The following is a 19,149-nucleotide window of genomic DNA, read 5'->3' as shown; positions in this document are numbered from 1 at the left end:
CCGCCATCCTTTCGGTGGCGGAGAAGCCGAGTCTTACTCTTCGGTGGTTTCGTCAGGGTCCACCGGGTCATCGACCACGGCAACGCCGCTGCTGTTGTCGGCGGGCTGACCGGCAGAGTGGGGTTGATCATTGCTGTCATCCCCGCTTTCTTCTTCCGCCCCCGGATGGGATTGGGTCTTTTCCTTGCTGGCCTTCTCTGCCTGGGCTTCCACTTCTTCTGTGGATTTCACCTCACCAATGCGGAACGCCGCGAAACCGGCATGCACCACCTGGTTTACCGCCATGCCCAGCACCTTGCCGTCATAGGGGGCAATGATGGCGCTGCCGGTGTTACTGATGGGGTCGGTGACGGTGCCAAGGATTTCTCCCTTTTTCACCTTGTCGTTCAGCTTCACTTCGGAAAGCAGAATGCCGCCCTGGGCGGCACGGATCCATTCCGATTCGAAGAACACGGCCTGGGGGGCGCTCCAGAAGCGGCTGGCTTTGCGCATCTCCAGGTTTTCCAGCAGCGTCTCCAGGGCTTGCACGCCGTAATTCACCGCCTGGGGTTCCAGCCGGTTGGGGCCGCCGGCCTCCATGGTCACCGAGATCACTCCGTCCTTCACTGCCGCATCGCGCAGCATGCCGCTGACGCCGGGGCTGTGCAGCACCGTCATGCCACCAAAATGCTTGGCGAAGGCCACCACGTCCGGGTTGTCCAGATCGGCGCGCAGTTGCGGCAGGTTGATCCGCTTCTGGGAGCCGGTGTGCAGGTCCACCAGATAGTCACAGTGGCTGACGATGTTGCTGTACAGGGAATGCGCCACCCGCGAGGCCGCGCTGCCCTTGGCGTAGCCCGGGAAATAACGGTTCAGGTCGCGGCGGTCGCTGAGGTAACGGCTACCACTGCGGAACCCGTCCAGATTCACGATCGGCACCCCGATCACGGTGCCGGCCAGCTGGTCCGGTTCCAATTCGTACATCAACCGGCGCACCATCTCGATGCCGTTGAGCTCATCACCATGGATGGCGGCGGTGAGGCAGAGCAGGGGGCCGGGTTTCTGCCCGTGGGCCACCAGCACCGGTACCGGGGTGGCAATGGAGGCGAAGGACTGATCCGGAGTCCAGTGCAGGGTGGCGAAGCTGCCGGGCTCCACCTTGCGGTTGAGCAGGGCGAGGGGCATCTGCAGCGGCTCGGGCTCGCTGCTGCTGTCCGCATCATCGGCCTGGGGAGCGTGGGCAGGCTTGTTCGGCGCCGGGTGGTCGGTCTCCTGCTGACGCTCTACGGCCCGCTCCTCGTCTTCCACCTCGGTGGCAAGCACAGGACCGCTGGCCAGCAGCAGGCCAGTGGCGAGAATACCCAGATAGCGAAACGCTGATTGCACAACCACTCCTTTCAAAAAAAATCAGCCGAGCTGGTCCAGTTCGTCCCAGCGGGCGTAGGCGGCTTCCAGTGCCGTCTGCAGCTCGGTTTGTTGCTGTTGGGCGGCAGTAATCTCGGCCGGGTCGCCCTTGTAGAACGCAGGATCGGACATGCGCGTCTGTACCGCATCCAGATCCCCTTCCAGCTGTTCAATGGTAGCGGGTAACTGCTCCAGTTCCCGCTGATCCTTGTAGGACAGCTTCTTGCGCTTGGGCGCTTCCTCTTTCACCGGTGCCGCCGGCTTGGAGGATTTGACGGGCTTTTCCTTCACAGGTTCCGGCCGCTGGCGAATCCAGTCCTGATATCCGCCCACATAGCTGTTTATGTGACCGTGTTCGAAAACCAGTGTGGAGGTCACCACATTATCGATGAACTCCCGGTCGTGGCTGACCAGCAGCAGGGTGCCCTGATAATTCATCAGCTGCTCTTCCAGCAGCTCCAGGGTCTCCGCGTCCAGGTCGTTGGTGGGCTCATCCAGCACCAGCAGGTTGAACGGCTTGGTGAACAGCTTGGCCAGTAACAGTCGGTTGCGCTCACCCCCGGACAGGGATTTCACCGGCTGACGCACGCGGCCGGGATCAAACAGGAAGTCCTGCAGGTAGCCGATCACGTGCTTGTTCTGGCCGTTGAGATTGATCACGTCGGAGCCTTCGGCCACGTTGTCGATCACGCTCTTTTCTTCGTCCAGGGTGTCACGCAGCTGGTCGAAGTAGGCCACCTGCAGCTGGGTGCCGATCTTCACCGTGCCGCTGTCGGGCTTGAGCCGGTCCAGCAGCAGGCGGATCAGGGTGGACTTGCCGCAGCCGTTGGGGCCGAGGATGCCCACCCGGTCGCCACGCATCAGCGTCACCGAGAAATCCCTGACGATCTGCTTGCCGCCGACCGCATAGCTGAGGTTCTCCGCTTCCACCACAATCTTGCCGGAGTTATCACTGCTCTGGATGGTCAGGTTGGCGGTGCCGGTGCGGCTGCGTCGCTGGGCAAACTCGTCACGCATGGCCTTGAGGGCGCGTACCCGGCCTTCGTTACGGGTGCGGCGGGCCTTGATGCCCTGACGAATCCACTTTTCTTCCTGGCTGAGTTTCTTGTCGAACTCGGCGTTGGCTTTCTCTTCTGCATCCAGCTGGGCCTGCTTCCCGGTCAGATACTTCTCATAGCTGCCGGGCCAGCTGGTCAGCCTGCCGCGATCCAGCTCGATGATGCGGGTGGCCAGGGCGCGGATAAAGGCCCGGTCGTGGGAGATGAAGACCAGGGTGGCGCCGTAGCTTTTCAGAAATTCTTCCAGCCACTGGATCGATTCCATATCCAGGTGGTTGGTGGGCTCGTCCAGCAGCAGGATGTCCGGTTCCTGCACCAGTGCCCGGGCCAGCAGCACCCGGCGCTTCATGCCGCCGGACAGGCCGGCAAACTGCATGTCGCCGTCCAGGCTCAATTTGGACAGGGCAGTATCCACCCGTTGGGACAGCTGCCAGGCACCGCGCGCTTCGATCTCGCTGCTCAGTTGCTCGAACCGGGCCAGCACCTTGTCATCGCCATCGGCCAGCTGGTGGCTCAGCTCGGCATGCTCGCTGAGCAGGGCGCCATGCTCGCCCAGCCCCTGGGACACCATGAAATGCACGCTGTGGTCCTGATCATCCGGGACTTCCTGTTCCAGCCGGGCAATACTCAGCCCCTGGGTCTGCTCAATCTGCCCGTCATCGGCCTGGATTTCCCCGGCGATCACCTTCATCAGGGTAGACTTGCCCGCCCCGTTACGGCCAATCAGACACAGGCGCTCGCCACTGTCGATGGAAAGGTTCACATGATCCAGCAAGGCCTGCTGGCCATAGCTGAGCTGTATTTCGCGAAGCGTGAGTAGAGGCATACGATAAAACCCGCATCAGGCAACACGCATCACGCAACACGGCGCGAATCCGGCAATGGTGGGATCTGAGAGTCAGTGCCTCGCGCCCGAACACTTAAGCGCGGAGAATAAGTCCCTGAAGAGGAAAACCTGTACCGCGTTGTTGCGTGAAGCGTGATGCGTGGTGCGTCTGTAATTGAACGCGCAGTGTAGCAGCTTGTTACTGCCCTGTACTGGCCCAAATGCGGGGGAGTCGGGCAGGATTTCGGGGAATGGAGGAGGGAACCGGTGAGTGAATTTTTACGCGAACGTTATGAAGAGGTGGACCTGACCCCGGGGCAGGGCAAGATCACTGCCACCGTGTCCATCGGCCTTGGCATTCTGGCGCTGATGGGCAGCTTCTGTTTTCTCTACCCCGAGATCTTTACCACCCCGGATTTTCGAAGTTTCTACAATGCCGAGGTGCTGCGTATTGCCCTGTTTATCGGCATCGGTATCGGCTTCACCTGCGGTTTCTTCAGCGTGTTCCGGCATCAGGAGAAGCGTTACGGCATCATCGGCATGGTACTGGCCTGCATGGCGGCCCTGATCGGCTCCGGGCGGCTGGATGTGCCGCCGGTGGAGGGGCGTAGTCTCTATGCCGGGCTGGACTATTTCATTCTCACTCTGCTGGTGCTGGCACTGGTGTTCATTCCGCTGGAAAGGGCCTTCCCCAAGGATCCGCAACAGAAGACCCTGCGCGGTGGCTGGGTTACCGACATGAAGTACTTCCTGTTCAGCCATGTGGGCCTGCAGCTGATCAGCTTCTTCACCATCATCCCGATCCAGGTCGTCCTGCACGACAAGGTGGATATCGGCTTCCAGCAAGCCATTGCCAGCCAGCCCCTGTGGCTGCAGTTTATCGAGATCCTCATCGTCATCGATCTGGGCAGCTACTGGATTCACCGAGCCTTCCACGAAGTCCCCTGGTTGTGGAAATTCCACGCGGTGCATCACTCCACCACCCAGATGGACTGGCTGGCCTCCTCGCGCCTGCACGTGGTGGAAATCATCGCCAACCGCTTCGTGGGTTACCTGCCGATCTTTATCCTCGGCTTTGCGCCGTCAGCGGTGTACGCCTACCTGGTGTTCGTGTCGTTCCACGCCATCTTTATCCACGCCAATGTGCGTTTCCGTTTTCCGGGCGTGCGCTGGCTCATCGCCACCCCGGAATTCCATCACTGGCATCACTCCTCTGAAGACCAGGCCGTGGACAAAAACTACGCCGCCTTCCTGCCCATCTACGATAAACTGTTCGGCACCCTGATCATGCCGAAAGAGCTGGCCGCCGAATACGGCACCCGTGCCAGCACCCAGGTACCAGAAGGCGTGGTCAAACAGTTCCTGTTCCCGTTCCGCCGGGGCTAAACCGCTATCCCCGTAGGAGCCTGCCTGCAGGCGATCTTTACCTATCGCCTGCAGGCAGGCTCCTACGGAATGATAAAGAGCCAATATGGAAGACGTAATCGAACTGCTGCGCGAACGCCACGAAGGCGGCCTGGTGGCCCTGGAATTACCGGATGAAGACCGCCTGGTAGAAATCGAAGAGCAGCTGTTGATCCCGCTGCCCGGTGACTACAAGGAGTTCCTGCTCAACGCCAGCGACATCATCTGCGGCAGCCTGGAACCCGCCACGGTGATGGACGACTACGCCCACAACTTCCTCCCGGAAATGGCCGCAAACGCCTGGGACCAGGGCATGCCCCGCTACCTGATCCCGGTCTGCGAAGCCCCTGAAGGCATCTACGCCATGTCACAGGAAGGCAGCGTGCTGCTCTGGCAGCCGGGCAACGGCATCAGCGAAGAAGAAGAGTGGGGGAGTATCTGGCAGTGGGCGCGGGAAATCTGGCTAGAGAGCTAGCTACAGCGAGGAAAAACAGTTTCGAGTGACGGGGAGCGAGTCTCGAAAGGCAAAAGCCGCCCCCCAAAAACTGTTCTGTCTCGCCTTTCGCAGCTCCTTCACCAGCTTTCGTAACTCATCGCGCAAATCGAATATCCGACGCAGTTGCCTCCTTGTAGCCCCTGGCTATGGATCAAAACTTCCCCCCGCTTTTCATGCACTCCTGGTGCGACCCACTACCTCCGCCTCCCGAATTAATGTGGGTGTTGTGGCGCTGAGTGGAGGCTGGCCTTTTCTTCCGCTGCTACCGTCCCCTGTGAACAGACCGTATGGATTTTAGTGGCCGTCACCAGACAGCGGTGTGTTCTATGCCTGCCCGCTCTTCCTGCTGGTGCCTTGGGGGGACCATGAAGAGCTATCTCCGGGTTGGCGCCTCGCTGGCTGGGTACAACATCGCCAGCGCCTAATTCAAAAATGCATGTTTCTAGAGGCTCTGCCATGTTCCGCTGCCGTTTATCCCGAACTCTGGGCGAGATGAAGCTCAGCATTCCTGCCGTCCATAAAAACTCCGTCCTATCTGCTCACCAGATGGTGGCGCGCACTCCATCAATGCTGCGCAGTCTGATCCTGATGGCACTGTGTTTCCTTATTGCCGGCACAGCACGGGCAGAAGTGATATTGCAAACCTCAGGTGCGAGCATTCTTTCTCTGGAACTGGGTGACAAGATCGGGCAAAGCTTTACCCCGGCCACGTCCGGATCGATAACCAAGGTGGGCTTTAGTGGTAATGGCGGCACCTACCGGCTGGCGATCCATGAAGGCTATGGCCAAACAGGGACTGAAATCTACTCCGACTATTCCGTCGAACTCCATACGACGGCGATTGGTTCAGTGCATCTTCTCACCCTGGATACGCCCACCCCGGTGACGGCGGGGCAGACCTACACCATTACCCTGTTAAATGCGGATGTGCTTTATAGCCCACGAGGGATTCGCTCCAGCGCCAGTGATGTCTATCCTGGAGGAACCGGCATGGTGTTCAGCAACCATACCGGTGCACCCAGCGACCGGGGTTCCGATTTTGTCTTTCGCGTGGATATCGAGGATGTGACCGCCCCGGTGCTGTCAGCGGTCACCAATGTGCCCACCCCCACCGCGGATTCGACTCCCAGCTATACCTTCAGCAGTAACGAAGCCGGCACGATCACCTATGGCGGCGGTTGTAGCGCCGCCAAGACGTCTGCGGTGAGCGGTAATAACACCATTACGTTCAATTCGCTAACGGACGGGACATACAGCAACTGTACGGTCAGAGTGAGCGATGCCGCCGGCAACGCCTCCGCCGCACTGAAAGTGAATACCTTTACCGTGGATACCACGGCGCCCACCTTGACTGAGGTGACGCCGGTACCGGCCATGACCAAGGACAACACGCCATCCTATACCTTCCACAGCACCGAGGCCGGGGTCATTGGTTATGGCGGGAGTTGTTCCGCCATCGTCGGTATGGCGAGTGCAGGCCAAAACACGGTCATCTTTAATATCTTGCCGGACGGTCAATACAGTAACTGCACCATCAATGTGAGCGACGGGCTGGGTAACCGGTCCGCCAATCTCGCAGTCAGCCCCTTTACGGTGGATACGGTGGCGCCGGGCGCCCCTTCCGGCTTGCTTGCCGTCGATGAAAACAGCAGTAACGGCACCGTTGTCGGCCTGGTGAGTGGTGGCGGCGCGGATGCTACCTATTCACTGACCAGCAATGCCGGTGGCCGCTTTGCAATTGATGCCGGGGGTGCCGTAACGGTGGCCAATGGCGCGCTGCTGGACCATGAGAGCGCCCCCAGCCACAACATCACGGTGCGGGCCCGCGACCTGGCCGGCAACACCACCGATAGCGTGTTGGCGGTGACGATCAACAATGTCAATGAAGCCCCGATGATTACCGGGTCTCCTGCCACCAGTGTGGAAGGCTACAGCGCCTATAGCTTCACCCCGAATGCCACAGACCCGGAAGGGGATGCGATCACGTTCAGCATCACCAACAAGCCGGTGTGGGCATCGTTTGATTCTGCCACCGGTACTCTCTCCGGCGAGCCGGATAACAGCCACACCGGCACCACCTCAGGCATTGTGATCAGTGCCAGTGATGGTTCGCTCAGCGCATCCTTGGGTGCTTTCAACCTCACCGTCAGCGAGAACCTGGATATCGATGGTGACGGTATGCCCAATGACTGGGAGATCGCCAACGGCTTTGATCCCTTTGATCCCAGTGATGCTGACGGGGATGCCGACGGCGATGGCATAACCAACCTGGAAGAATATGAAAACGGCAGTAACCCGCTGGAGGATGATAATCCGCCGGTGGTCACACCGCCGGAGGATGTCGTCACGGGGTCCACCGCCTTGTACACCGAAGTGGCGCTGGGAGAGGCCATTGCACTGGATGACAAGGACGGGGAAATCACGCCCACCGCCGACACCCGCTTCTTTGCTCCCGGCCTGCACACCGTTACCTGGAGCGCCACCGATTCGGCAGGCAATACCGGCACCGCCACGCAAACCGTGATGGTCGAACCTCGCGCCTCATTCGGCCAGGCACAGACCACGGCCGAGGGAACCAGTGTCACTGTCAAGGTCATGTTGAACGGCAACGCCGCTCTCTACCCGGTGACGATTCCGTATACCGTGTCTGGCACTGCCGCCACCGATGGCAGTGATCATGATCTGGTGGATGGCGAGATCGTCATTGCCAGTGGTACCGAAGGCAGCGTGTCATTCAATACCGTGGATGATGGTGCCGGTGAGGGCAACGAAACCATTACTCTCTCCATGGGAGATACCGCCAACGCCGTCATTGGCGAGAAGGCAGAGGTCACCATTGCACTGGTAGAAGGGAATGTGGCCCCAGAGCTGGTGCTGACTGCTGAGCAAAACGGGCTGAACACCCGACTGGTCGGGATCGGCGAAGGCCCGGTGATTATCCGCAGCGACATCGTCGATGCCAATGCGGCAGACAGTCACGCCCTGGATTGGTCCGCCAGTGATAACGTGCTGGTGGACCTGGATGCCAGCGCGGAAACCTTCACGTTCGATCCCTACGGTTTGAACCCGGGCGTCTATACCGTGCGGCTGGCGGTGAATGATGGCACCGACACCAGCACCGCATCCCTGACACTGAATGTGCTCACGGTGCTGCCGAAGCTGGTGGATTATCTCGATCGGGATGGCGATGGCATGGACGATGCCAGTGAAGGGTATGGCGACAGCGATAATGACGGCGTCGCGGATTACCTTGATGCGATTGCCGCCCCGAATGTGCTGTCCGGCCAGAGCAACAACAGCACCTCCTACCTTGTAGAAACTGAGACCGGCCTGCAGCTGAGTCTGGGGGAAGGGGCGCTGTTCAGCGGGCTGGGCCAGGCAGTGGTGAGTCTGCAGAAGCTGCAGCAATACACCGGACTCCCGGATGATGAGGAATTCCTCTACAGCGGCGACCTGTTCGACTTTACCGTCAAAGGGCTGGCTGCGGCGGGGCAATCGGTGCAGGTGGTATTGCCTCAGACAACAGCGATCCCCGCCAGAGCCACATACCGCAAGGTCGTGGATGGCCGCTGGCAAACCTTTGTCGAAAACAGCAGCAATCAGGTGGCCTCTGCGCCCGGTGCGCAGGGCTACTGCCCCTCACCCGGTGATAGCGCCTATACGCCAGGCCTGGCTGCGGGGAACTGGTGTGTTCAGCTGACCATTGAAGATGGCGGCCCCAATGACGCTGATCGCATGGCAAACCGGACGGTGGTCGATCCCGGGGGCGTCGGCGTGTCCACTGCCGAGCCTGAGACTGTCGAAGGAGTAAGCTCAGGCGGCGGAGGCTCACTCAACCCGCTGTGGTTGATGGTCTTGCTGAGCATTACCGTGCTGAGAACGAGTCTCTTGTCGCGCCAACGGGGTGTAATGAACTAAGACTGAATGCCCGGGCTGGTTTCAGCGAGTGCGAAGCCAGTCCGGGGGTGGCAGGGGAGGATGGAGGATGACGGTAATGACGGCTTATCCACTCAGAGCCCGGCCAGATCCATTTCGTTATTGATCAATACCACACACTGCGACGCAAACAGCATGGTCGGCCCCAGGCTGATCTTCTCGGTGCCCAGCCGCTTCAGGCTGTTAAAACTCTTCTTTGGCATGGGGATGTGATCGGTGAGAAGAAAGCAGGGCTTGTCCGCAAACGCCAGCTCGCGAATGCTCTCGCCTTTCGGGTCCATCATGTACAGCTGATAGCCATCCTCGGCCAGCTCCTTCACCAGCTTTTCAAAGCTCAGCGTACGCACGCTAATGCCGCTCTCCACCGCCTTCATCTGCTCCTTGCCCATCCCCGCAGAAGCATCCAGCGCCCGAACTACCTTGGCCAGCAGCGCCTGTTCATGAAAGCCACCAATATCCCGCATCTCCGCGGCCACAAAGGTAATGGTCCGCGAATAGTCCTGGGTGCTCTCCAGCACCAGATGCACCACCACATCGTCCCGGTGAGACTGCGCCACAAAGATCGCATTCATCAGGGTATGGGCCAGGATCTCGCTATGGGCATCACCACCCACATTGGCCAGCAGGGTCTGGCTGTTGGTGGAGGCAGCACGGGCGCGGATGACGAAGGTACGCATTATCTGGGGCTCTGGAGAATGTGGGGGGATTGTACATCAGACGTTGATTGGGCGTGGAGACATGGACTATGGACGGGAAGACGCGGCCGTTTCAACGGAACGTTCCTTTGAACTCCATGTAAGACATTGGCTATTTCACTCTAACTGATTGATATGAGAGTATTTTGATAGATTGAGCGGGGAGGGTGGCTCGGAGTTATACGGAACCGGGTTGTAAGGAATGTTCTAATTAATACGCTGTTAAGAGCACAGGTATGTACCAAGCATTCAAAGAAATGCCAACGCTTCTAAAATTTTTGACCGTGCATGCCTTGGCCTGCTTTGTATTCTTTTGGGCTGCCGTTATTCCGGGTATTCCGATCACCTTTAATGGTGAAGTAATGGAGTCACAAGAGATTTGGAATAAAGGTATTGGTCTCCCAACAGTTGCTGTTGGTTTAGTTATGCCGGCTCTGGGTGTGCTATTTCTTCGGCGCTGGCGCTATTGCCGTCAGTTGTACTCAGTTGTTCTAGTATCAGCAATGGTGGTGCCGGTTGTACTTTGGCAAGAGTTACCGCTAATCATATTTGGTGCGCTTTTATCCTGCGCTGTTATTGGTTATCTCTTTATAAATGGGCAGGCTCGTGCGTACTTCAGCTCTTAACAAGGCGGTCAACCGGACAGCAAAAAGCTGCGCTTTTTGTTCCCTCCGCTTCGCTCCGGCTGCCCGGTTACCTTGGCGTTAGGCAGATGATGCGTGTAGTGCTGATCTATATTCTTGTCTTGATGGGGGGCTGTGCTTATGGGCCTCCAACTCTGCGAGTGACGATCCCTGACCATTATGACGAGTTAATCTTTCCGGAGAGAAACTTAGAGAAAATTGCACAGAGCAGTATTGGCGGTGTTGCTTTGTACCCCCAGATCATCGTGCAGAGCCACGCATCGGAAGAAGTCACTGCATGTGTGCGGGCATATTACAGCGGGCAAGAGCCAGTCATCGAAATTAGCAGCCTAGTTCTGACTGGTGCAAATGGGATTGCCATTAGTGGAGTGCAGACCAATCGAGAGGAAACGCTTCATAAGACCCATCCAGAGGGTTTGCTGAATTTCAAGGTCATTTGCAAGCGCAGTTATAGCTGGTCACAGATCAAGGAAGGGAATATAGCGATGAGTTTCAGCGCATCCATCAATGGGTCCAGAGATAGGAGCTATGCCTTTGAGATGGAGGCCGGTTATGTGCGCTACTCTGCGTGGTAGGCCTAACAAGCCCGGGCAGGGCGAAGGGTTTTCCGTTCCGCCTGCGGCTCCAATACAAATCCGCGCCTGCTGGGTGCGTTAGTGATTTTTGGTCTGGAGGTGTTATGAGTAATGAAGCCCATTTCACAAAGAGCGATGAAGCTAGGATAGAAGCGCTTATTAAGATATGTAAGGCTCATCAGGGTGAATATCTTGAACCTCACCATGGCATAGGCAGCTGGGCAACGACTTATTCTGAGAATTTTTTAAATGCGGCTGCTGAGATAGTTTTCCTATATAGAAAAAGTGGGCATCCTTGGCCGTTAATCGGCTTCTCAAAGTTAATGATGGGGCATGGTATTAGGTCATGTAGAGGAAAAGAAATGAATTTTGATAGGGCGGAGTATCTTTATAATATCCATTTGTCTAGGCGCGTCAGAGCACTATCCACTAACAAGCACAGCAGTGGTGTCAGGTCTCCCATTTCCCAAAGCTGACTCCATGATTTGTGATAGTTAAACGGATATTGAAATGAGTAATAAAATTTCCCTTTTGGTTCTTCTTTTCATCCTGTCTCTAATTGCTGCCTGCGACGTAAGTATTAATGCCGCTAATAGATCTGGGGATATTGAGGATGACTATGTGGCGGAGCCGCTCAGCTCGATGAGCAAAAAGTATGCGAATGCTCTCGAGGTTTCAAATCAGCTTGTCGAGTATATGAAGGCTGGAGATCCGGAATCAGTTTATACAGAGTTGCTGTCTGATAGTTTAAAGAAAACCTTGTCTGAACAGGTCTGGAAGGACCAGGTTTCTCAGTTGACTTATGCGAAAGGGGAAATCATAAACTACAAGAAAATGCAGTGGGGGTTTGTTCCTTTCGAGCAGGATGGCAGTGATTTCATAGCTTCGATAAAGATCGTCGAGCATGAAGCGGGGATGATGAAATACTCTGTCGTTTTTAATGATGACGGTGTTTTCGACAAAGTTGTCGGCTTTCATCTCAAGGAACGAGACGGGGTCTCTCCTCCCGGAGAATTTTAGGGTCACGCGGTTCGGGGTCAGGTCTTTCCCCGTGTTCAAGATGGCAAATGGCAAGATCAGCCCCCAAGGTTGCCCCCAAGTTTATTGGCCCGCGGCGCCGGGTGTTACATCGCAAAGGATAGTGCGTGAAAATTTACGGTGATAGGAAATCAGGTAACTGCTACAAAGTTCAGTTGGTTTGTGATCTTTTGGGTATCAAGCATGAATGGGTAGACGTCGATATCCTGGCTGGTGACACAAAATCTGACCCGTTCTTGGCAATGAACCCCAATGGAAAAATACCTTTGCTTGAGCTCGATGATGGCGAGACTCTTGCGGAGTCAAACGCCATTATCAACTACCTGGCGGCAGGGTCAGCTCTTTATCCAGAGAATGGGCTGGCTCAAGCACGTATCCTGCAGTGGCAATTTTTCGAACAATACAGCCATGAGCCGTATATCGCGGTGGCCCGCTTCATCAATAAGTATCTTGGCCTTCCTGAGGAGAAGGCTGACGAATACGCTTCCAAGCAAGCTGGCGGGCACAAGGCGTTGCAGGTTATGGAACATCAGCTGGGAATAACGCCATATATAGCGGGCACCAACTTCACCACCGCGGACATTTCTTTATATGCCTATACTCATGTGGCTCATGAAGGTGGCTTTGAATTGGAAGCCTATCCGGCTTTGCAAGCATGGTTGGATCGAGTTGCTTCATTGCCGAATTTCAAAGGCATGGCATAAATGTGATGGGGCCTAGAGCCGGGGTCTGGTCTTGCATCGTGCATTTGGCTCCAGCATTTTGTGCCTTGTTCCTGTGGTGTCGACCCGGTAACTCTTCATGAATCACCAGAAATTCCAGCAACTGGTCCAGCAGCTCTACGCCACCGTACACGAGCTGGAAGCCCTTTTTCCCGGTCGTCACTTCACTCCCGATGGGCATATGGTGGGGAGTATCGGCGAGTGCCTGGTGGCGGATGCCTATGGGCTGGAACTGATGACGGCCTCCAACAAGGGTTTTGATGCGCTTTCCCCCTGCGGAAAACAGGTGGAGATCAAGGCGACGCAGAGTCGCTCTGCGGCGTTTCGTAGTGAGCCCGAGCACGCCATTGTCATCCAGATCCACCCGGATGGGACGTTCACGGAAATCTACAATGGGCCGGGTGCGCTGGTCTGGCAGCAGTTTCAGGGTAAGTCGCTCCCGTCCAATGGCCAGTTCCAGATTTCTCTCAAGCGCCTCGCTCAACTCAATCAACAACTTGGTGATACAGACCGGATTCCCCAACTGACCTGACTGGGCTTGGGGCCTGTCATGATCTCCTTCGGGATGTGCCGCGAGGGGATACATTATGGTGCGATTTATTGATACCAAGGTCGTATGTCGTTGGCTATCTGGTGACAGTAGCATTGAGGATGGCGGATTCCTTGTTATCCGCGGTGGCGTATTTGTGCCGCCTGTGCATTGCTGTCTCCGGGGCTTTTCCTGCCAAAATAACAACACAAGCGGTATGTCTGGTTTGGCAAAGTGCCTCGTGAACCTGCACGGTGCGGTTTCTTTTGGCCAGCCGGCAGACATTGACGTTACGGATAATTACCGCCCAGGTGGGGAAGCCTATGGCTCGTACGGTTGAGGACCTTGAACAGGAGCTGGTCTCTCTCAGGGAGCAGCTCAGGGAATTCGAACATCAGTCTCGCCAGCTCGATATGGTGATCCAGGCCACCGGGGTGGGGATCTGGGACTGGCATATTCAGACCGGGGCCACGGTGTTTAACGAGCGCTGGGCCAATATCATCGGTTATACCCTTGAAGAAATTTCTCCTGTCAGTATCGAAACCTGGATGCACTTTGCCCATCCCGAGGATCTCAAGGAATCCGATCGTTTGCTGAAGGCGTATTGGGCTGGTGAGTCGGACTATTACATTTTTGAATCACGTATGAAGCACAAGGATGGCCATTGGGTGTGGGTGTATGACGCCGGGCAGACGGTGGAGTGGGATGAAGAAGGGGCGCCGCTGCGCATGGTGGGGACTCACCTGGATATTACCCAACAGAAAGAAATGGAACTCCAGCTGGCCGAGGCCAACAAGGAACTGGCGGAGATGAGCTATGTGGATTCGCTCACCGGGATTCCCAACCGCCGCGCTTTCGATTGCAAGTTCTGTGAGCTGGTGTCTGCAACACGTCGAGCCAATTCCAGCCTGTCACTTCTGATTATCGATATCGACTTCTTCAAGCAATTTAACGATCTCTACGGTCACCAACAGGGCGATGAGGCGCTCAGAAAGGTGGCTCAAAAAATTGAGTCAGCACTACCCAGGCAAACCGATTTTGCGGCCCGTTACGGGGGCGAAGAGATTGTGGTGCTGTTGCCTTACACGCCGGAAGATGGCGCTATTGCTGTTGCCGGCAAGATCATCAGTGCGGTGGCGGACCTGCAGATCCCCCATGCCTTTTCTGATTCCAGGGGGTGTCTCTCTGTCAGTATTGGCATCGCCAACGCGACCAGTGACTTCGAGGATCTTTTCCAGCTGGCCGACCAGGCGCTCTATGATGCCAAGCATGCTGGTCGCAATGGGTTCAGCGTTTATTCACAAGGGTAGGATGGTTTTCGCGTCCGGGCTTGCCCTGCTAACAGGGCAAGCCCGGCGCTTTCGTTGTTAGCCTGCCACCAGCTCCTTTTCCCGCAACAACGCTTCAATCTCTGGAATGCTGGCCGGGTCATCAATGGTGGACGGGATGTTGTATTGCTCCCCATTAGCGATCTGCCGCAGCAGCTTTCGCAGGATCTTGCCGGAGCGGGTCTTGGGCAGGCGCTGGGCAATGAGGGTGTTCTTGAGGCAGGCCACGGCGCCGATTTCCTGGCGGATGCGGGCCACCAGTTCATCGTTGAGCTGATCGCCTTCCACGTCCACTCCGTCTTTCAGCAGCACCAGGCCAATGGGCACCTGGCCCTTGAGGTCGTCGGCGATGCCGATCACGGCGCACTCGGCCACGGCCGGGTGGCCGGCGAGCACTTCTTCCATTTCCCCGGTGGAGAGGCGGTGGCCGGCCACGTTAATCACGTCATCGGTGCGGCCCATGATGAACACATAACCGTCGTCATCCTTGTAGCCGCCGTCGCCGGAGCTGTAGTAGCCGGGGAACTGTTCCAGATAGCCAGCGAGGAACCGGGCGTGGTTGCCCCAGATGGAGGGCAGGCAGCTGGGGGGCAGCGGCAGCTTGATGGCCACGTTGCCTTGCTGGTTGGGGCCCACTTCATTGCCGTTGTCATCCAGGATGCGCACATCAAAACCAGGGCTGGGCAGGGTGGCGGAACCCGGCTTGCAGGGTTTGGGGTCGATGCCCATCAGGTTGGCGCAAATGCCCCAGCCGGTCTCGGTCTGCCACCAGTGGTCTACCACCGGCAGGCCAGTGATATCCCTTACCCAGTCATAGGTGGGCGGGTCCAGACGTTCGCCAGCCATGAAGATGGTTTGCAGGGCAGACAGGTCATGCTTCTTGATGCCTTCGGCGTTGGGATCTTCCTTCTTGATGGCGCGGAAGGCGGTGGGCGCGGAGAACAGGGCCTTTACCTTGTATTCCTCGGCCACGCGCCAGAAGGCGGCGGCGTCGGGGGTGCGTACCGGCTTGCCTTCATAAAGCACGGTGGACAGGCCGCTGAGTAGCGGGGCGTAAACGATATAGGAGTGGCCAACCACCCAGCCCACATCGGAGGCGGCCCAGAAGGTATCGCCGGGATCCATGTCGTAAATGGCTTTCATGCTGTAGCGCATGGCCACGGCATGGCTGCCATTGTCGCGAATCACGCCTTTGGGTTTGCCGGTGGTGCCGGAGGTGTACAGTATATAGAGCGGGTCGGTGGCGAGCACCGGGGTGCAGTCTGCCGGTTCAGCGGCGGCCACGGCAGCGTTCCAGTCCAGGTCACGGCCTTCGATCAGTGAGGCCTGTACCTGCGGGCGCTGGAACACGATGCAGTGTTCCGGCTTGTGCTCGGCCTGTTCGATGGCGGCATCCACCAGGGGTTTGTATTCAATGATTTTTGCCACTTCCACCCCACACGAGGCAGACACGATCACCTTGGGCTGGGCATCATCAATACGCACCGCCAGTTCGTTGGCAGCAAAACCGCCGAACACCACGGAGTGAATGGCGCCGAGACGGGCGCAGGCGAGCATGGCCACTACGGCCTCGGGGATCATGGGCATGTAGACCAGTACCCGGTCGCCCTTGTCCACGCCTTGCTGTTGCAGGGCACCGGCAAAGCGCGCGACACGGTCGGTCAGCTCGGCGTAGGTGATGGCCTGCTTGCTGTCGGTGACCGGGGAATCGTAGTAGATAGCAACCTGATCACCACGACCTGCCGCCAGGTTGGCATCGAGCGCCATATGGCAGGTGTTCATCTCACCATCCACAAACCAGCGATCGATACCGTTTTCATCCTTGCCCAGAATGGTCTTGGGGAAGGTGAACCAGTCCAGCTGGCGAGCCTTGTCGGCCCAGAAGGCTTCGGGGTTATTGATGGAGGCGGAATATTCTTGTTCGTAGCTCATCGCAGCGGACCTCTTTCCGTGTCGCTTTCCACTTGTGGTGGTAGGTCTGGCCCGATGCAGACGTTTGCCTGCAGGTAAAAGCGGGCAACAGCACGGGCAGTTAAGGGTGTCTTCATTGGATGCTATGACGGGCGGGAGTGCCAGTGAATTAGACTAAAGTGGGGAAAGAGACGCTGCACGCAGCGCGCTTCATGCAACACGCGACAGATAGGGTGTGTGTGTTTATGGGTGGGCAGAAGCGAGTGACGAGTTTCGAGGTGCGAAAGGCCAAACAGGGGGGGCCGGGTGTTGGGGTTCGAAACTTGCTTCTCGTGACTCGTAACTGTTTTTTCCTCGCCTGTGCTCGGATCGCTTGCAGGCAAGCTCCCACAGGTGTGGGCGGCTGGCTCCTACGGCTTTTCAGGGCTCCTACAGGTGAGAAAGGGGCCGGTTTTTTGTAGGAGCCTTGCTCGCAAGGCGATCCGAGCCACAGCGAGGGAGGGGGCGGAAGGGAGTGACGAGTTTCGGGTTGCGAAAGGCCAAACCGGGAGGGTTGTCGGGTGTTGGGGTTCGACACTCGCTTCTCGTGACTCGTAACTGTTTTTTCCTCGCCTTGGCTCGGATCGTCATGCAAGCATGGACTCCTACAAAAACCATTGTCGCCCGCTGGCGGGTGTGGCTTGTTGCGTGTTGCGTGTCGCGGTAGTTCCCGTCAATGCAGCGTGGCTTCAGGTGGTTCACCATGGCTGAAATTCATTATCAGGGAGGTAGGCATGTATATCGCCATGAACCGTTTCAAGATCAAGCCGGGTTGTGAGCAGGAATTTATCGAGATCTGGAAGGGGCGTGATAGCTACCTGAAGGAAGTGCCGGGGTTCCGGGAATTTCATCTGCTGCAGGGGCCGGCCAATGAGGAGTACACCCTGTTTTCTTCCCATGCGGTGTGGGAATCGAAGGACGCGTTTGAGGGCTGGACGAGGTCTGAAGCCTTCCGCAAAGCCCACGCCAATGCCGGCGCCCGCCGCGATATCTACATGGGCCCGCCCCAGCTGGAATGTTTTGAGGCGGTGCTTTAACGCCGGATGCCTGATGCTGGACGCCTGACGCGGGGTTGAAGCACCGTGGGAGCGGTGGTTCCACCGCGAAAGGCGCGACGCGTCCTGGTTCATTCAGGTTTTTGATTTTTCTCACAGCTCATAGCTCACAGCTAATAGCTGCTTTTCCCTCGCCCGGGCTCGGTTCGCCATGCGAGCATGGCTCCTACAGGGCAAGGTCTGTCTTCTTCTAACGGACGGTTCTGGCGTAGCCCCAGGCGCCGAGCATGAGGACCAGATAGAGCCCGCCCACAAACAGCATCTGGCCGATTTCGTGGGTCAGTTCGTAGTAGAGAATCATGCCGGTGCCGCCGGCGAGGACCACGCAGGCCAACAGGGTGAGGGTGAGGGACGAATCGGTTTTGTCGCGGATACGGAAGTTGGCCCAGGCCATCAGAAGTGACACCAGCAGGAAGGTCATGCTGCCGAATTCCAGAATCAGCTCCAGCCCGCCAACCAGGATCAGGGCGAAGGCCAGTGCCGCCATGGTGATGATGGCTTTCACGGGCACATGGTTGTGGCGCTGGGAGAGGACTTTGGGGAAGTAGCCATCCTGGGCGATGACCGCCATCAGCCGTGAGGCGCCGAACAGGGTGCCGCTGATGGCGCTGCTGGTGGCCAGAAGGGCTCCCAGTATCACCAGGCGTGCCCCCAGATCCCCGAGAATTTCACCGGCACCGGTAGCCAGGGCGTATTCCTTGTTGCGGATAATGTCCGCGAAGGGGATGGCGAAGATGGCGCCGAGGGCGATGACCACATAGATGGTGATGGCGGCGCCTACGGCAGCATAGATGGCGATGGGAATATTGCGTTCCGGCTCATCCATTTCATTCATGGCATGGATCACCAGCTGGAAGCCTTCGTAGGCCACGAAGGTGAGCGAGGCCACGATCATGATGGTCATCAGGCTGACCGGTTGCTGGGCATCCATCAGCTCGGGCAGGGTGGCCTGGCCATTGCGGATCAGGACCAGCGAAATCAGCCCCAGGATCACCAGCTTGGCGTAGACCATCAGGTCTTCCAGCTTGCCCATGCCTTTCACGCTCCAGATATTGATCAGCGCAAAGACCATGATCACCGCACCGGCCACGCCCTTGCGCAGCCATTCGTTATCGCCGTGGGCGCCGCTGCTGATGGCATAGGAAGCGAAGGTATAGGCATACAGCGCCAGGGTGCTGATGTAGCCGAATACGACCCACCAGCCGATCAATGAAGCGGCAAAACGGGAGCCCGGGAAGGTGCGCTTGAAGAAGGAGTAGGTGGCGCCCTCATCACGGTAATAGAGCGCCAGCTTGATGTAGGAGTAAGCGGCCACTGCCGCCACACCGCCCCCCAGAGCGATGGCCAGTGGGGTGTAGACCCCGATCAGCGCCACGGAAATACCCAGCACCGAAAAGATGCCGCCGCCAACCATGCCGCCCAACGCAATGGCCACCAGTTCCAGAATCCCCAGTGGCTTGTTGCGCTTGCGATGCAGCGAATGCTTTAACGGTAGTCCGAGCACGTCCGT

At 57.6% G+C, this 19,149-nt stretch carries 16 protein-coding genes; 11 read left to right on the top strand and 5 right to left on the bottom strand.

The features are described 5' to 3' along the window. Window positions 1-33 precede the first annotated feature (33 nt). Both MWU49_RS04430 and MWU49_RS04425 read right to left on the bottom strand, forming a co-directional pair. A complete protein-coding gene (locus MWU49_RS04430; protein WP_246968663.1) occupies window positions 34-1,371 on the bottom strand; it encodes a succinylglutamate desuccinylase/aspartoacylase family protein in 1,338 nt (445 codons plus the stop codon). Between the two features lie 15 nt (window positions 1,372-1,386). Continuing rightward, the gene (locus tag MWU49_RS04425) at window positions 1,387-3,267 is read right to left on the bottom strand and encodes an ATP-binding cassette domain-containing protein (RefSeq protein ID WP_246968661.1); all 1,881 of its coding nucleotides are present in this window, start codon (window positions 3,265-3,267) and stop codon (window positions 1,387-1,389) included. Between the two features lie 267 nt (window positions 3,268-3,534). Here MWU49_RS04425 and MWU49_RS04420 point away from each other — a divergent pair, with 267 nt between their 5' ends. The 3 genes from MWU49_RS04420 (at window position 3,535) to MWU49_RS04410 (ending at window position 9,085) form a co-directional block, all read left to right on the top strand. Next, window positions 3,535-4,653, top strand: a complete 1,119-nt coding sequence (locus MWU49_RS04420; protein WP_246968659.1) for a sterol desaturase family protein — start codon at window positions 3,535-3,537, stop codon at window positions 4,651-4,653. 85 nt (window positions 4,654-4,738) lie between these two features. Then, window positions 4,739-5,146 (top strand): SMI1/KNR4 family protein, encoded by a 408-nt coding sequence (locus tag MWU49_RS04415; RefSeq protein WP_246968657.1) that lies wholly within the window; start codon window positions 4,739-4,741, stop codon window positions 5,144-5,146. A 588-nt stretch (window positions 5,147-5,734) separates the two neighbouring features. Continuing rightward, window positions 5,735-9,085 (top strand): choice-of-anchor U domain-containing protein, encoded by a 3,351-nt coding sequence (locus tag MWU49_RS04410; protein WP_246968655.1) that lies wholly within the window; start codon window positions 5,735-5,737, stop codon window positions 9,083-9,085. 92 nt (window positions 9,086-9,177) lie between these two features. On the opposite strand, the gene trmY is transcribed toward MWU49_RS04410, so the two are convergent. Further along, window positions 9,178-9,780, bottom strand: a complete 603-nt coding sequence (gene trmY, locus MWU49_RS04405) for a tRNA (pseudouridine(54)-N(1))-methyltransferase TrmY (RefSeq protein WP_246968653.1) — start codon at window positions 9,778-9,780, stop codon at window positions 9,178-9,180. Between the two features lie 254 nt (window positions 9,781-10,034). Here trmY and MWU49_RS04400 point away from each other — a divergent pair, with 254 nt between their 5' ends. The 7 genes from MWU49_RS04400 (at window position 10,035) to MWU49_RS04370 (ending at window position 14,616) form a co-directional block, all read left to right on the top strand. Further along, on the top strand, window positions 10,035-10,424 hold the full coding sequence (locus MWU49_RS04400; RefSeq protein WP_246968651.1) for a hypothetical protein: 390 nt from the start codon (window positions 10,035-10,037) through the stop codon (window positions 10,422-10,424). A gap of 98 nt (window positions 10,425-10,522) precedes the next feature. Continuing rightward, window positions 10,523-11,017 carry a hypothetical protein gene (locus MWU49_RS04395; RefSeq protein ID WP_246968648.1) on the top strand — a complete coding sequence of 165 codons (495 nt, stop codon included), beginning with the start codon at window positions 10,523-10,525 and terminating at the stop codon, window positions 11,015-11,017. Between the two features lie 104 nt (window positions 11,018-11,121). Next, window positions 11,122-11,493, top strand: coding sequence for a hypothetical protein (locus MWU49_RS04390; protein ID WP_246968645.1), 372 nt, complete (start codon window positions 11,122-11,124; stop codon window positions 11,491-11,493). Window positions 11,494-11,527: 34 nt separating this feature from the next. Then, entirely contained in the window at window positions 11,528-12,037 is a 510-nt protein-coding gene (locus MWU49_RS04385) for a DUF3887 domain-containing protein (RefSeq protein WP_246968642.1), read from the top strand. 125 nt (window positions 12,038-12,162) lie between these two features. Next, window positions 12,163-12,759, top strand: a complete 597-nt coding sequence (locus MWU49_RS04380; RefSeq protein WP_246968639.1) for a glutathione S-transferase family protein — start codon at window positions 12,163-12,165, stop codon at window positions 12,757-12,759. 97 nt (window positions 12,760-12,856) lie between these two features. Beyond that, the gene (locus MWU49_RS04375) at window positions 12,857-13,309 is read left to right on the top strand and encodes a hypothetical protein (protein WP_246968636.1); all 453 of its coding nucleotides are present in this window, start codon (window positions 12,857-12,859) and stop codon (window positions 13,307-13,309) included. 320 nt (window positions 13,310-13,629) lie between these two features. After that, window positions 13,630-14,616, top strand: a complete 987-nt coding sequence (locus tag MWU49_RS04370) for a GGDEF domain-containing protein (protein WP_246968633.1) — start codon at window positions 13,630-13,632, stop codon at window positions 14,614-14,616. A 57-nt stretch (window positions 14,617-14,673) separates the two neighbouring features. Here MWU49_RS04370 and MWU49_RS04365 read toward each other — a convergent pair whose 3' ends face one another. Beyond that, window positions 14,674-16,566: a propionyl-CoA synthetase gene (locus MWU49_RS04365; RefSeq protein ID WP_246968630.1), complete on the bottom strand. Its 1,893-nt coding sequence runs from the start codon at window positions 16,564-16,566 to the stop codon at window positions 14,674-14,676. A 752-nt stretch (window positions 16,567-17,318) separates the two neighbouring features. Here MWU49_RS04365 and MWU49_RS04360 point away from each other — a divergent pair. Continuing rightward, window positions 17,319-17,621, top strand: a complete 303-nt coding sequence (locus MWU49_RS04360; RefSeq protein WP_246968628.1) for an antibiotic biosynthesis monooxygenase — start codon at window positions 17,319-17,321, stop codon at window positions 17,619-17,621. Window positions 17,622-17,829: 208 nt separating this feature from the next. Here MWU49_RS04360 and MWU49_RS04355 read toward each other — a convergent pair whose 3' ends face one another. Beyond that, window positions 17,830-19,143, bottom strand: coding sequence for an APC family permease (locus MWU49_RS04355; RefSeq protein WP_246968626.1), 1,314 nt, complete (start codon window positions 19,141-19,143; stop codon window positions 17,830-17,832). Between the last annotated feature and the right edge of the window lie 6 nt (window positions 19,144-19,149).

This window comes from Alcanivorax sp. S6407, from assembly GCF_023016115.1.
GTDB lineage: Bacteria > Pseudomonadota > Gammaproteobacteria > Pseudomonadales > Alcanivoracaceae > Alcanivorax.
This window is presented reverse-complemented; position numbering and strand designations above follow the sequence as displayed.